The 12,672-nt window shown below is 51.0% G+C and carries 11 protein-coding genes; all 11 read left to right on the top strand.

Annotated features, from left to right (window positions below; genetic code table 11):
- Positions 1 to 9 precede the first annotated feature (9 nt).
- A complete protein-coding gene (locus POF51_RS18865) occupies positions 10 to 387 on the top strand; it encodes a VOC family protein (protein ID WP_017250907.1) in 378 nt (125 codons plus the stop codon).
- Between the two features lie 315 nt (positions 388 to 702).
- A complete protein-coding gene (locus POF51_RS18860; RefSeq protein ID WP_069845778.1) occupies positions 703 to 1,923 on the top strand; it encodes an anhydro-N-acetylmuramic acid kinase in 1,221 nt (406 codons plus the stop codon).
- A gap of 27 nt (positions 1,924 to 1,950) precedes the next feature.
- Positions 1,951 to 3,486, top strand: a complete 1,536-nt coding sequence (locus tag POF51_RS18855) for an ABC transporter substrate-binding protein (RefSeq protein WP_271755895.1) — start codon at positions 1,951 to 1,953, stop codon at positions 3,484 to 3,486.
- Positions 3,487 to 3,558: 72 nt separating this feature from the next.
- Positions 3,559 to 4,500, top strand: coding sequence for an ABC transporter permease (locus POF51_RS18850; RefSeq protein WP_017250910.1), 942 nt, complete (start codon positions 3,559 to 3,561; stop codon positions 4,498 to 4,500).
- A 15-nt stretch (positions 4,501 to 4,515) separates the two neighbouring features.
- A complete protein-coding gene (locus tag POF51_RS18845; protein WP_069845774.1) occupies positions 4,516 to 5,349 on the top strand; it encodes an ABC transporter permease in 834 nt (277 codons plus the stop codon).
- Positions 5,350 to 5,374: 25 nt separating this feature from the next.
- Entirely contained in the window at positions 5,375 to 6,595 is a 1,221-nt protein-coding gene (locus POF51_RS18840; RefSeq protein ID WP_069845772.1) for a serine hydrolase domain-containing protein, read from the top strand.
- A gap of 18 nt (positions 6,596 to 6,613) precedes the next feature.
- Positions 6,614 to 7,588, top strand: coding sequence for an ABC transporter ATP-binding protein (locus POF51_RS18835; protein ID WP_026043275.1), 975 nt, complete (start codon positions 6,614 to 6,616; stop codon positions 7,586 to 7,588).
- A complete protein-coding gene (locus POF51_RS18830; protein ID WP_271755894.1) occupies positions 7,585 to 8,553 on the top strand; it encodes an ABC transporter ATP-binding protein in 969 nt (322 codons plus the stop codon). The genes POF51_RS18835 and POF51_RS18830 overlap by 4 nt, the downstream gene beginning before the upstream one ends.
- Positions 8,554 to 8,597: 44 nt before the next feature.
- Positions 8,598 to 9,506 (top strand): N-acetylmuramic acid 6-phosphate etherase, encoded by a 909-nt coding sequence (gene murQ, locus POF51_RS18825; protein WP_069845770.1) that lies wholly within the window; start codon positions 8,598 to 8,600, stop codon positions 9,504 to 9,506.
- Positions 9,507 to 9,533: 27 nt separating this feature from the next.
- Entirely contained in the window at positions 9,534 to 10,949 is a 1,416-nt protein-coding gene (locus POF51_RS18820) for an FAD-binding oxidoreductase (RefSeq protein WP_069845768.1), read from the top strand.
- Positions 10,942 to 12,237, top strand: a complete 1,296-nt coding sequence (locus POF51_RS18815; RefSeq protein ID WP_271755893.1) for a (Fe-S)-binding protein — start codon at positions 10,942 to 10,944, stop codon at positions 12,235 to 12,237. The genes POF51_RS18820 and POF51_RS18815 overlap by 8 nt, the downstream gene beginning before the upstream one ends.
- Positions 12,238 to 12,672: the final 435 nt, after the last annotated feature.

Raw genomic sequence — 12,672 nt, 5'->3', positions numbered from 1 at the left:
GTGAATGATATGGGAATCAAGCTTGATATGGTAGGGATTGTTGTACAGGACATGAAAAAAGCGTTGGATTTCTATCGGGTTCTCGGTTTCGATATTCCCGAGGGAGCAAATGAAGAGCCACATGTGGAAGTAGCGCAGGAGGGTGTTCGTCTGGCCTTTGATACAATAGAAGTTGCCAAGGGTGTGTATGGAGGATGGGAAGCACCTGTTGGGCATCGAATTGAGCTGGCTTTTTTGTGTGAGGATGCTGCGGCACTTGATGCGTTGTATACGAAAATCGTTTCACATGGCTACGAGAGTCACCGTGAGCCGTGGGATGCGTTCTGGGGCCAGCGGTATGCCATTGTGAAAGACCCGGATGGGAACCTGATCAGTTTGTTTGCGTAATACGAACCTTACATAAGAAGACAAGCCGAGCCTATGTGAAAAAGGTTCGGCTTGTTTGCGTTTTGGACCGAATCATTGGCTGATATATAAAACTTTTTAATAGGAAAACATACCCATAACTTCACTGGTTTTCCTCACTATAACGGGTTAGTGCTGTGACAGCTTGAACGGGGAGAGGCTTGTCCATGGTTATTATTTCAAGAAATAAAATTTACTAATAATCGATTGACTTGTGTAATTTTACTACATATAATGAAAGCGATAACAGGAACGAATTTTTCAACGATTCTCGATTTTTAAATGGGGGCTTTTGACATGGATCAACCTGCAAAATTGCTCGATTATCGTGCGAAAAATGAGCATGTACTCATCGGCCTCATGTCGGGAACTTCGCTGGATGGCGTTGATGCCGCACTCGTAACGATCCGCACAGATGAACAGGGCGAGATCGAAAAGGTGACTCTCCGCGATTTTTTTTATATGCCTTACTCCGATGAATTGCGTGAGTGGGTCATGAATCTGTGCAGTGTCGAAACAGCGAGAGTAGATCAGTTGACTGCGGTTCATTACGGCTTATCTGAATGGTATGCCTATGCGGTACAGCAATTGATGCAGAAAGCTGGTGTCACGACAGCCGAAGTAGACGCAGTCTGTATGCACGGACAAACCATTTGGCATATTGCCGGGCGCACGCCATTTCCAGGACCACAAGGAATGACAGAGGTCAGGGCGTCCTTGCAAATCGGCGAGCTGTCCACACTGGCAGAACGTACGGGTATTCCGGTAGTGGGGAACTTCCGCGCTCGAGACTTGGCTGCTGATGGAGAAGGAGCACCGCTTGTACCGTATGCAGACTATATTTTGTTCCGCCATCCGCAAAAAGGCAGACTACTGCAAAACATCGGTGGAATCGCCAATGTCACATTACTTCCTGCAAGCGCAGCGATTGATCAGGTCGTCGCTTTTGACACAGGCCCTGGCAATATGATCATGGATCAAATCGTCCAGCTCATGACCAACGGACAGATGAGATATGACGAGGGTGGCAAGCTGGCCGCAGGTGGCACCGTCTCGTCGGTGCTGCTGGAAAAATGGCTGCAGGACCCGTATTACCAGATCAAGCCACCGAAAAGCACAGGCCGCGAAGTATACGGCAAAGCTTTTGCCCAAGAGCTGTTCCATGATGCGGATCAACTCGGGATTAGTCAGACGGATCTGTTAGCAACCGTGACAGCATTGACTGCCACGACAATTGCGAACGCCTATGTGCAATTCGTATTACCAACAACCAAAGTGGAGGAAGTGATCGTCTCAGGGGGAGGCGCTCATAACCAGGCGCTTCTCGCCATGCTGCAGCGTCAATTGCCGACAGGAATGACCGTGATGACGGCGCAGCAGTTTGGGATGCCTGACGATGCGAAGGAAGCCGTCGCTTTTGCCATTTTGGGTCATGAGACACTAATGGGACGACCATCCAATGTGCCATCCGTAACAGGGGCGAAGAGGGCCGTACCGTTAGGAAATATATGCTTCTAACATGAGATCAACAGAGGGGGTACCATCGTGAAAAAAAGAGTATTGGCAGGCTTTTTCCTATCATTGTCTCTCGTGCTTTCCGCTTGTTCTGGTGGAGGAACAGCACCCGCAGAGCAAGGCAAGTCAGCGGAAGGACAAACAAAAACAGAACTGATCGTGGCAGCCGAGCAAGAGCCAGTGGGCTATGACCCGCACAAGGTTCCAGCGGCATCCAGTGTTCGTGTCTATGCGCTCATTTACGATAGCCTGACCAAGCTGGACGAGAACATGAACATCATACCGAACCTGGCAGAGAAGTGGGAGATTGCGCCAGACGGCAAAACCGTCACCATGTTCCTGCAAAAAGGCGTCAAATTCCACAATGGCAAAGACATGACGGCAGAGGATGTAAAATTCAGCTTTGAACGAATCATGAATCCAGACACAGGTTCGATCGCGAAATCGTATTTTTCCAGCGTAGAAGCAATTGAAGTGAAAGATCCAACGACAGTTGTCTTCAAGCTGAAAAATGCGGATGCCTCATTCGTTGCAAATACGGCAAGCGCCTATGCTTCCATCGTGCCAACAGGCTCCACTGACCTGACCAAGGAAGCAATCGGTACCGGTCCCTTCAAAATGGAAAAAAGTGAGTCGGGACAATATGTCCTTTTGAAGAAAAATGCGGATTACTTCAATAAAGAACTGCCAAAGGTAGAGTCCATCAAGTTCCAAATCATGAAGGACGAGGCTGAGCGTCTCGCTGCGATTCGCTCTGGTAAAGTCGACATCAGCATGGTGTCTGCTGATTCTGCGAAGCTCTTGGAAGGCAAGCCAGGGGTACAGATCAAGAACTACCAATCCTTGGAGTACAGTTACCTGGGCATTAACGTAAACAAAAAGCCTTTTGACAATCCAAAAGTGCGCGAAGCGATCAGCTATGCCGTTGACCGTAACCAAATTATCCAGACTGTCTGGAAAGGGGAAGCGACTCTGACTGGTCCGATCGCTCCTGCTTTGACCAACTCGGCTTTGGACCCAGCTACTTATCCGACCTACAAAACAGATGTAGAAAAAGCGAAGCAAATGCTGGCGGAAGCGGGCTATCCAAACGGTTTCGAGACTCAAATCGAAACAGCAGCAACTTACCCAGATATGGTGGAAACGGCACAAGTGATTCAACAACAGCTCAAAGCAATCGGCATCAATGCGAAGATCAACCAGCTTGAGTGGGGGAACTACATCGAAACGTGGAAATCCAAGGACATGAACTTGATGGTAGGCCGCAACACTTCTGGTGTAGATGCTGACCGTTCCATGCGCTTCTTCTTCTCGACAACTGGTTCTGCTAACGTGTGGAACTACTCCAATCCTGCCTACGATGAACTGGTGCAAAAGGCACTGACGACAGTAGATCAAGGAGAGCGCAAAAAGCTGTATGACGAAGCACAAACCATGCTGGTAGCAGATGCACCGAACCTGTTCCTGGCATCTCCGAAAAACTACCACGCGGTACGTGACAACATTGATTTCACGCCGTCGGCAGCGGGCGAAGTATACTCGCTGATCAAAACTTCGATCAAGTAATGTAGCATACGTGTGAGGAAGGCTCCGCCAGAGGTTAGGCGGAGCCAAGTTTCTAAATATGGAGGGAAACTCGTGGGATCTTACCTAATCAAACGTGTCGCCAGCCTGATTCCCATCCTGTTTGGCATATCCGTCTTGATCTTCACGATCCTGCATCTGGTGCCGGGCGATCCAGCTTCCATCATGCTAGGAACGAATGCCACACCGGAAGCAATTGCGGCGTTGAATAAAAGCATGGGGCTGGATCAGCCGTTGATTAACCAGTATCTGCATTGGATCACAGGAATCCTGCAAGGGAATTTTGGTGTGTCGGTCCACACAGGAGAAGAGATTTTGCCCCAAATTCTCAAGCGTTTTGCCATCACCATGCAACTGACTGTATTTGGCGTTCTGATTGGGTGGGTGCTCGCGATTCCGTTCGGGATTCTTTCGGCGATTCGCGCTCATTCCAAAACAGACATCGTGGTTCGTGTGTTTACGCTGCTTGGTATTTCTGTTCCGAACTTTGCCATCGGGACCCTGCTATTGCTCGGTTTTTCCCTTTATTTCAACTGGTTCCCGCCCATTGATGTGGTGAACTTCTGGGAAGATCCGATCGAGGCGTTCAAGGTATTCATACTGCCTGCGACAACGATGGGGATTGTAGTGGCTGCTGGTGTGATGCGGATGACTCGTTCAGCGTTTTTGGAAACCATGGACAAAGATTTTATTCGGACAGCACGGGCCAAAGGTAACAGTAAGTGGACAATCGTCATAGGTCATGCGTTCCGCAACTCTTCGATTCCGATTGTCACGATCGCAGGTATGCAGATCGGTTACCTGTTGGGCGGGTCTGTGATCGTCGAGCAGCTATTCTCGATTCCTGGTTTGGGCCAGTACATTCTGGAGGGAATTTATCAGCGGGATTATCCGGTTGTACAGGGAGGCGTTTTGTTCGTCGCTCTGGTGTTTGTCCTGGTCAATCTGCTCATCGACCTGATCTATACCTGGATTGATCCGCGTATCAAGTATTGACAAGGGGAATGCGACATGAGCACATTTCGAAAGCGTTTTTTGGCGAATAAGACAGCCGTCTTCTGCTCCATTTTGCTGGCGTTGCTCTGTTTGACGGCAGTGCTGGCTCCAGTGTTGGCTCCGCATGACCCGACACAAATGTTTCAGGATCATCGGATGGAAGGCAGCTCAGGTGAGTTTTTGCTAGGTACGGACCAGTTTGGTCGTGATCTTTTGAGCCGCATCATCTACGGTGCGCGCGTATCGCTGGTGGTCGGGCTTTCTGCCGTTCTTGTCAGCGTCGTTTTCGGTACGCTGTTTGGCTTGATCGCTGGCTACTTCGGGCGCTGGATTGACGGTTTTATCATGCGCTGTATGGACGTTCTGTTTGCTTTTCCGGAAATTTTGTTGGCGCTGGCGATTGTCGCAGTATTAGGGCCGGGAACCTTTAACACGATCATGGCCATCGGAATCGTGAACATTCCGATCTTCACCCGGACGGTGAGGGGAGCGGTTCTCTCTATCAAAAATCTGGAGTACGTAGAAAGCGCTCGTGCCATCGGTGCGAGTACACCGCGTATCTTGTTTCAAGAAATTTTTCCGAATGTAACGGCACCGCTGCTGGTTCAATCCTCTCTGGCGATTTCAGGCGCGATCCTGACCGAATCGGCCCTCAGCTTTTTGGGCTTGGGGATTCAGCCACCAGACCCGTCATGGGGCGGGATGATTTCAGAGGCGCGTCGCTACATGGAGTTGGCTCCGGGCATGATTATCTGGCCATGTGTGGCCATGACGGTGACGATTCTTGCTTGCAACATGTTTGGAGATGCTGTCCGTGATATTCTCGACCCGCGTCATCGTGGGAAATAGGAACGATAGGCAGAGGTGAGAACGAATGAACGTGCAACAGATCAGAGAACGAATGGAGTTCAGTCTGACGCAAGGGATTCATCAGGGCATTTTTCCGGGAGGCGCTGTCAGTATGCTGCGAAAAGGCGCGCCAGCTTTGACAGTCTGCATGGGAAAAACAAGCTATGGACAAGATGGAAGGTCGGTTCATAGTCAAACGATATACGATATGGCCTCTTTGACCAAGGTGATGGTGACCTTGCCGCTCATTCTCATTAGTGTGCAGGAAGGCAAGCTCTCATTGACTGACTCTGTGACGACCTACCTGCCAGAATTGGCGAGCGTCCACGATCAGGAACGCAAAGGGCAGATCAAAATCATTCACCTGCTCACACATACATCGGGACTTCCTGCATGGCGTCCGTACTTTTTGCTAGGGAAAAATCGGGAGGACTATTTGCGGCTCATCGCAAACGAGTCGATGCTGGACGCCCCGGGACGAAGCGTTGTGTACAGTGATCCGGGATTCATGCTGTTGGGCTTTTTACTGGAGCGCATCTGGGACGAGGAATTGGACGCGCTGGCGATGCGACTGATTTTTCAACCGAGCCAAATGTTTCATACGAGCTACTTGCCGCTGGAACAAACACGTATGCAAGGAATGGACATAGCTGCTACGGAGAAGGGCAATGCCTTTGAACAAGAGATGGCAGTGACTTTTTTGTCGGAGCTGGCAGAAGCCAGACATCCTTTGGCGCGGGAATGGCAGCAGGCTTTGACCGGATACGGTTGGCGAGAAGGAGTGATTAGTGGCACGGTTCACGATTGCAACGCGCACTATGGCTTGGAAGGTGTCAGTGGGCACGCCGGACTTTTTTCTACCTTGGCTGATACAGAGCGCTACATGCACATTTGGACGAGTGGGAAGGCTTCCGTGCAGCTTGATCCGACGCTGTGTGCCTTGGCTACTCGCTCACTCACAGACCATTCGATTCATCGCAGAGGATTGGGGTGGATCATTTCCCCGACAGGCGGCTCCTTAGAACAGCTTGCCGCAGGTTGTAGTGGGGGAGACCTTGTCTCGGAATGCGCCTTTGGGCATACCGGCTTTACAGGAACGTCTATCTGGTCGGACCCGGCGAGAGACGTGACGCTGATTACATTGACAAACCGCGTGCATCCTGTCGCGAACCCGTTGATCGGGGCGTGGCGGACCGCTCACCATAACCGATTATTTTCTGTAATCAAACCTGACCACACATCCTGATGAAAAGGGGGAGTACTCATGGCAGCAATGCTTACGATTGATGATTTGCGAACTTCTTTTATCCAAGCAGGCAAAAAGCTGACCGTGATCGAGGGTGTCAGTCTCTCTGTAGAGCCTGGTGAAACTGTCGGTGTGGTCGGTGAATCCGGATGTGGAAAAAGCGTGACCAGCATGTCCATCATGCAGCTCTTGGGAAGGAATGTAGAGATGACCGGGAGCATCCGTTTTCAAGACAAGGAGCTGCTCTCACTTACGGATAAACAAATGCAGACGATTCGCGGCAATCAGATCGCGATGATTTTTCAGGAGCCGATGACTTCGCTCAACCCATTGCATTCGATCGGCAAACAGATTAGCGAGCCCTTGCGTCGGCATCTCGGACTGTCCAAACAGGAAGCCAAGCGACGAACGATCGAGCTTTTGAAAGAAGTCGGGATTCCGCGTGCCGATGAAATCATTTCCGACTATCCGCACCAATTGTCAGGCGGGATGCGTCAGCGTGTGATGATTGCGATGGCGATGTCTTGTGCGCCCAAGCTCTTGATTGCCGACGAACCGACGACGGCTTTGGACGTGACGATTCAGGCGCAAATATTGGAACTCATGAAAAAAGTCCGTCAAGAGCAAGGCACTTCCATCCTGCTTATCACACATGACCTGGGAGTCGTGGCGGAGATGTGTCATCGTGTCATCGTCATGTATGCAGGTCAAATCGTAGAGGAAGCCGACGTCAAGCAGCTGTTTGACGAGCCGAAGCATCCGTATACGAGAGGACTTTTGAAATCGATGCCTTCTGTCAGTGTTAACCAAGAGCGTTTGGATGCGATTCCGGGCTCGGTGCCCCTTTTGAGCGAAATGCCTGCGGGATGTCGTTTTGCACCGCGCTGCTCACAGGTCATGGATATTTGCCGCGAGAAAAATCCAGAACTGACGCCTGTCGCAGACAACCAAAAGTGCCGCTGCTGGCTGTATCGCGAGGAGGACGTGCAATGAGGCAACCACTGCTAGAAGTCAAATCATTGACCAAACATTTCACGAGCAAGCAAGGAATCTTCAGCAAGGAAAAAGTCGTCCGTGCCGTCGATGGGGTCAACTTGACGGTTTACCCGGGCGAAACCGTCAGCATCGTTGGCGAATCAGGCTGTGGGAAATCCACAACAGGACGCTGCATCCTACGCCTGATTGAACCAACTGACGGAGAAGTGTTTTTTGAAGGACAGGATATCCGCAAGCTCAATGAAACAGAGCTGCGCCGGGCAAGACGCAACATGCAGCTCGTGTTTCAGGATCCGTTTGCCTCGCTGAACCCGCGAAAAACAATCGGGCAGCTTTTGGAGGACCCACTCATCATCCACGGCATCGGCAATTCAGTAGAACGTCGCAAGCAAGTAGAGGAGATGATCCAGATCGTCGGTCTCTCCAAGCAGCAGCTGGATCGTTTTCCGCATGAGTTTTCCGGTGGTCAGCGCCAGCGGATCGGCATAGCAAGGGCACTGATATTGCGCCCCAAGCTGATTGTGGCTGATGAGCCTGTGTCTGCTCTGGACGTGTCGATTCAGGCGCAAATTTTGAATCTGATGCAAGATTTGCAAAAGGAGTTCAATCTGACGTATTTGTTCATCTCGCATGATTTGAGTGTCGTCCGCCATATTTCGGACCGGGTAGCGGTGATGTATCTCGGAAAAGTGGTGGAGGTAGCGGATAAACAATCGTTGTATGAGAAACCAACACATCCATATACACAAGCACTGTTATCAGCGGTGCCTGTACCGAATCCCCATTTGACGACCCAGCGGATCATTTTGGAGGGAGACCTGCCTAGTCCAGCAAATCCGCCGTCTGGCTGCACATTCCATCCGCGTTGCCGCCACTGTATGGACATTTGCAAAACGGTTGCTCCTGTGGCTAGCGAGGTATCGAGAGGGCATTTTGTCACTTGCCATCTGGAGCAGTCATGAAGTGAGCATGGGGCAGTAAGATTGAAAAGGAGGTTCGATAGAGCATGAATCTGGAGAACTTGCAAGCATTGACGACTGAAGGAAAAAACGAGAGCAGCAGTGATTTGGATCAATTGAGTGCCCGAGGCATCGTGCAAATGATGAACGATGAGGACAAGAAGGTACCTTATGCGATAGAGCGCGTCCTCGATCAAGTATCCGATGCGGTAGAGGTCATCTCACACGCATTGGAAAAGGGCGGGAGACTGTTTTACTTTGGTGCTGGAACAAGTGGACGTTTAGGGATCTTGGATGCGTCCGAGTGCCCGCCGACCTTTGGTACACAGCCTGAGCTCGTTCAGGGTGTGATTGCAGGCGGACCATCTGCAATGGTACGCGCGGTAGAAGGCGCAGAGGATTCTTTTGAATTAGGTCAAGAAGATGTGCATAAATACGGCGTGACCAAAAATGATGTGGTCGTAGGAATCGCAGCCAGTGGACGGACTCCGTATGTTCTCGGTGTTTTGGCAGAGGCACAGAAGATCGAAGCCAAGACGGTTGCTGTCTCTTGCAACAAGCCTTCGTACATCAATGAAGGCGTAGATGTCGCGATTAATGTGGTCGTAGGACCGGAAGTATTGACCGGATCGACGAGACTCAAGGCAGGAACAGCCCAAAAGCTGGTGCTAAACATGCTGACGACAGCGACGATGATTCGTTTGGGCAAAGTGTACGGAAATCTGATGGTCAGCGTGCAAGCAACCAACCTCAAGCTGAAGGAACGAGTAAAGCGGATCATCATGGAAGTGACCGGAGCGAGTTACGAGGAAGCAGAGCAACTGGCTGATCAGGCAGATGGTGATGCGAAGACAGCTATTATCATGAAGCTGACGGGATCGAGCAGGGAAGAGGCCACTCGTTTGTTGAATGTTACCAATGGAAGAATCAGGGAAGCCATTCAGCAGTTGGACTAAGTTTTTGGGAAAGGATGGAGAGATTCCATGTTGCCAGAATCCATTCGCGAAGAGCTGCGTGCCATCGTCGGAGAGAAAAACTGTCTCGACAAACAGGAAGCATTAGTCGCCTATTCGTATGACGCGACGCCGATGCAGCAAGCATTGCCGGATGTGGTCGTCATGCCGAAGAGCACAGCCGAAGTCCAGCAGGTCATGCGAGTTGCAGCACGACATCACATCCCGATTGTGACGCGTGGAGCAGGCTCTAATCTATGCGGCGGAACGATACCAGTCGGTGGCGGAATTGTTTTGGTATTGAGCCGGATGAATCAGATCGTAGAGATTGACGAACAAAATTTGACGATAACGGTACAGCCGGGGGTTCGAACGGTCGACATCCATCAGGCGGTAGAAGCGCTTGGTTTGTTTTATCCACCAGATCCAGGCAGCATGGTCATCTCCACGATTGGCGGGAATATTGCGCTTAATTCGGGTGGACTGCGAGGGTTGAAGTACGGAACAACCAAGGATTACGTGCTGGGTCTCGAAGCTGTGTTGCCGAACGGAGAGGTCATCCGTACCGGGGGCAAGCTGATGAAGGATGTGGCGGGCTATGATCTGACCAAGCTCTTGGTCGGTAGCGAGGGCACATTGGCGATCATTACCGAGGCTATTCTCAAGCTGATTCCGAAGCCGCAGACACAGCGGGTTATGCTGGCGATGTTCGCAGATATGGCACAGGCGGCGAGGTCTGTTTCTGCTATCATTGCCAATCGTATCATTCCTGGCACGCTTGAATTTCTTGATCAGGGCACGATCCGTGTTGTCGAGGATTTCAAAAAGATCGGGCTTCCGACAGATGTGGCGGCGATCCTCCTGATCGGTCAGGACGGAGAGCCACAGACGGTTGATCGGGACATGGAGCAGATCGCTGTTATTTGCGAGGAGAATGATGCCGTCCAAATTAAGGTAGCGAAGACAGCCGAGGAAGCTGATGAGGTAATGACCGCCCGACGCAGTGCGCTCGCCGCATTGTCACGGATGCGTCCGACGACCATTTTGGAGGATGCAACAGTTCCCCGCGCCGCGATTGCGCCGATGGTCGCTGCGATTCAAGAGATTACGGAGCGTTACGGACTGCAAATTTGTACCTTTGGTCATGCAGGAGACGGCAATTTGCATCCGACCTGCATGACAGACGCTCGCAACACGGAAGAGATCGAGCGTGTCGAGCATGCCTTCGAGGAAATTTTCGCAGCGGCAATCGATTTGGGGGGAACGATTACGGGAGAGCATGGCGTAGGAATCGTCAAGGCACCGTATTTGGAGTGGAAAGTAGGGGCCGCAGGTATGGAGATCATGAAAGGCATCAAGTACGCTTTCGATCCTCACAATCTCCTGAACCCTGACAAAATGTTTGCCAAACAGTCCCGGAACAGAGTGGTGGTCCAGCGTGCTTAAAGAAGCCTTGGTGAATAAACTCGATTACGACGAGCTGTCCAACTGTATGCGCTGCGGCTTCTGTCAGCCAGCCTGTCCGACCTTTCGGGAAACAGGCTATGAGGCAGCTTCTCCACGAGGTCGCATCGCCTTGATGAAAGCCGTAGCAGACGGTGTCATGGAGCCGGACAAAGATTTCGTCGATCAAATGAATCTGTGTCTAGGCTGCCGGGCATGTGAGCCGGTATGCCCAGCAGGTGTTCCGTACGGTCAACTGATCGAGCAGACGAGAGAAGCGATCGAAGAAGTGCAGGAGCATCCATGGTGGGTCAAAGCCGTCCGCAAGCTCGCGTTTTTCCACCTGTTCCCTCATCAGAAACGCATGTACCAGCTCGGTGGACTCTTGCACTTCTATCAGCGCTCAGGAGTGCAAAAAGCCGTTCGCAAGCTAAGAGTGTTATCCATCCTGCCTAAGCAAATGCGGGAAATGGAAGCAATCATGCCTGAAGCAACTGGAAAAGGGATCGTGGACTTTTTCGGTGGCACGGTTATTCCAGCCGTAGGCGAGCGCAAGTATCGCGTAGGAATGTTTCACGGCTGTATCATGGATGTCTTATTCAATGAGACGAATCGCAACACCGTGCGGCTTCTAAGTGAGGCAGGCTGCGAGGTAATCATCGCTCCAGACCAGGTGTGCTGCGGTGCTCTCCATGCACATAGCGGTGAGCGTGAACAGGCTCGCCATCTGGCGCGAAAAAATGTGGCTGCTTTTCACAAGGCTGATGTGGATATCATTGTATCCAATGCAGGCGGTTGCGGGGCGATGCTACAGGAATACGACCATTTGCTGGGGGAAGATGCAGAATGGCAGGAGAAGGCACAATGGTTCGCTTCACGCGTGAAGGATATTAGCGAGTTGCTTGCACTCCTCGTGGAACCAACAGAATGGCAGTCATTGCCCCAACGGATCACTTATCAATCCTCCTGTCACCTGCGCAACGGGATGAAGGTGACCAAAGAGCCAGTGAACCTGCTGCAAGCCATTCCGGGAGCCACATACGTACAGCTCCGCGAGGGAGATCGCTGCTGCGGCTCAGCGGGCATTTACAATCTGGTGCAGCCTGAGATGGCCGGAAGCCTTTTAGATGAAAAAATGGGTCATGTAGCGGCTACCCAAGCAGACATTCTCGTGACCTCGAATCCGGGCTGTCTGTTGCAAATGAAAGCAGGCATTCATCGAGCTGGGCTGGAAGGAAAGATGGAGGCCGTGCATATCGTCGATTTGCTGGCGCGTGTCAGTCAGAAATAATAGAATCGTATAGTCGAGAAAACGTGTAGGGAATCATTCTGCAAGACGGAGTGGTTCCTTGCACGTTTTTTTCATAGAAAAAGGGGATAAAAATAAAAGGACTATTAACGGAAATTGCATGTAAGAATGGCCAAATGCATGGCAGTAAAAATTCGGAGAGGAAGTGGTAGGGAGCGATGGAAATCAAAGTCGCAGTTATAGGTCCTTACGATTTGCTTGATGAGGTTTTGCGTATGGCAGCAACATTTCCAGCCTTAACGTTGCGCCCCCTTCAGGATGTCAAACAACTATGTTGATGCGCCAAAACCGATGGTGTACCTGCCTTACAATGGCACGAGTCTCTTTCGGATGTTCTTTCAGTTGTTGCGAGAGAGCGGGATAACAGATTTTGTTAATCGCTGTCGAATAATGTATTATAATAGAAGGAAATAATGT

Origin of the sequence: Brevibacillus sp. AG, assembly GCF_028369215.1 — a bacterium.
In the GTDB taxonomy this organism is placed as follows: Bacteria; Bacillota; Bacilli; order Brevibacillales; family Brevibacillaceae; genus Brevibacillus; species Brevibacillus porteri.
This window is presented reverse-complemented; position numbering and strand designations above follow the sequence as displayed.

Coding starts and splice junctions, on each gene's coding strand:
- POF51_RS18865 (WP_017250907.1), top strand. CDS start 10: ATGGGAATCAAGCTTGATATGGTAGGGATTGTTGTACAGGACATGAAA.
- POF51_RS18860 (WP_069845778.1), top strand. CDS start 703: ATGGATCAACCTGCAAAATTGCTCGATTATCGTGCGAAAAATGAGCAT.
- POF51_RS18845 (WP_069845774.1), top strand. CDS start 4,516: ATGAGCACATTTCGAAAGCGTTTTTTGGCGAATAAGACAGCCGTCTTC.
- POF51_RS18840 (WP_069845772.1), top strand. CDS start 5,375: ATGAACGTGCAACAGATCAGAGAACGAATGGAGTTCAGTCTGACGCAA.
- POF51_RS18835 (WP_026043275.1), top strand. CDS start 6,614: ATGGCAGCAATGCTTACGATTGATGATTTGCGAACTTCTTTTATCCAA.
- POF51_RS18830 (WP_271755894.1), top strand. CDS start 7,585: ATGAGGCAACCACTGCTAGAAGTCAAATCATTGACCAAACATTTCACG.
- murQ (WP_069845770.1), top strand. CDS start 8,598: ATGAATCTGGAGAACTTGCAAGCATTGACGACTGAAGGAAAAAACGAG.
- POF51_RS18820 (WP_069845768.1), top strand. CDS start 9,534: ATGTTGCCAGAATCCATTCGCGAAGAGCTGCGTGCCATCGTCGGAGAG.